2 protein-coding genes and 1 pseudogene are annotated in these 1,266 nt (G+C 39.6%); 1 reads left to right on the top strand and 2 read right to left on the bottom strand.

The window, feature by feature from the left end:
- Positions 1 to 111, top strand: a pseudogene (locus HJG39_RS19210) (IS110 family transposase); the annotation flags it as partial.
- A gap of 29 nt (positions 112 to 140) precedes the next feature.
- On the opposite strand, the gene HJG39_RS19215 reads toward HJG39_RS19210, so the two are convergent.
- Entirely contained in the window at positions 141 to 812 is a 672-nt protein-coding gene (locus HJG39_RS19215) for a hypothetical protein (RefSeq protein ID WP_268412027.1), read from the bottom strand.
- Positions 802 to 1,089 carry a hypothetical protein gene (locus tag HJG39_RS19220; protein WP_268412029.1) on the bottom strand — a complete coding sequence of 96 codons (288 nt, stop codon included), beginning with the start codon at positions 1,087 to 1,089 and terminating at the stop codon, positions 802 to 804. Before HJG39_RS19220 ends, HJG39_RS19215 begins: the two co-directional genes overlap by 11 nt.
- Positions 1,090 to 1,266: the final 177 nt, after the last annotated feature.

The following is a 1,266-nucleotide window of genomic DNA, read 5'->3' on the forward strand; positions in this document are numbered from 1 at the left end:
GGAAAGCCCAAAAAAGTAGCGATAATAGCTTGCATTAGAAAGATGGTCGTAATCTTAAATTCGATGCTCAGAGATGGTGTAATGTGGGAAGCGCCAGCGGCTCAAAATTAGCTATTGACGCCATAGTCTCTTGTTAGAAATCAAATGGCACCGATCATTTTTGAGCCCTTCTCAACGATTTTATTGAAAAGCTCTACGACTAACTTGGCGCTATAGCCACATGCAAAACTCAATAACTCTGGAGAAAGGGTTAATTTTTTGGTCGTGCCGTCTTCGTTGAAAAATAGTACAACGAGAATTATTGGAACAATTACAGCCAATATAAACCTCGTCGTTAGATTTAGCACAACGGAAAACTGGGTTTTACTATCTTCTTTTTCCGTCCTTATTAATCCATTCGTTGCCAAATACACAAAAGCCCCTGCGACCCCTAATGTAATAAGCTTTCCCGGTGCATTGACTCCAAGCGTTTTCTCTAGGAATCCTGAAATATCAACCGATGTAAGCAAGAAGAAAACCGCAAAAAAAGATACGTATAAAATCATTATTGATGGAAGAGCACTAAGCATGGCACTTCTTCGCTTGGTGGTTCTTTCTAACACAATAAATTCTTTGTACAGATCATAAATTGAGTCATCTTCACCGCTTGATGATTTCACTTTTTTCTGAAAATCTATACATTTCTCAGCATATGAATCTATTTTACTGTGACCGCTAGGTGAAAAAATTAACACCATAAAATTGATCTGCTCCCCCCTGAGCTTCTCAATCAGTTCATCTGTCTTATGAAGTAGTTCGTCTTTAGTGATCATATCGATTGATTTCTAACGCCTCTTTAATAAGTACAAATGCTTGATCTAAATGCTCTCCAGCTTTTGAGTCATAGTAGGTATTAGATTCAAGCATCATACGAAGAACGGAGTAAAGCCCATTTTTGTGTGATGGGGTAATGCTACCCATACCTTTAATACGATTAATTAGTTTCTCTGTATCTTTAACCGATCCATCTAAACCTTCGGAATCCAAGATAGGAGCAGCTTTACTAAGCAGCTCAACTATCTCTTCAAATTGTGGTTGTTTTATTGCCATGCTCGATTCTTCTTTTACGTATAACGCCGCCCACAGCGGCGAGAGTAGCGAGTCCGGCAGCCAAAGGCTGCGAAATGCTGGGCCTTGTTAGGTGTCTTCACGGTCAGCACAAAAATACAATCCTACAGAAATCCAGACGACTAAACATATCAGAAACCAACCAGGCTTTTCAGTCCA

Source organism: Alteromonas sp. a30 (assembly GCF_026788005.1).
GTDB lineage: Bacteria > Pseudomonadota > Gammaproteobacteria > Enterobacterales > Alteromonadaceae > Paraneptunicella.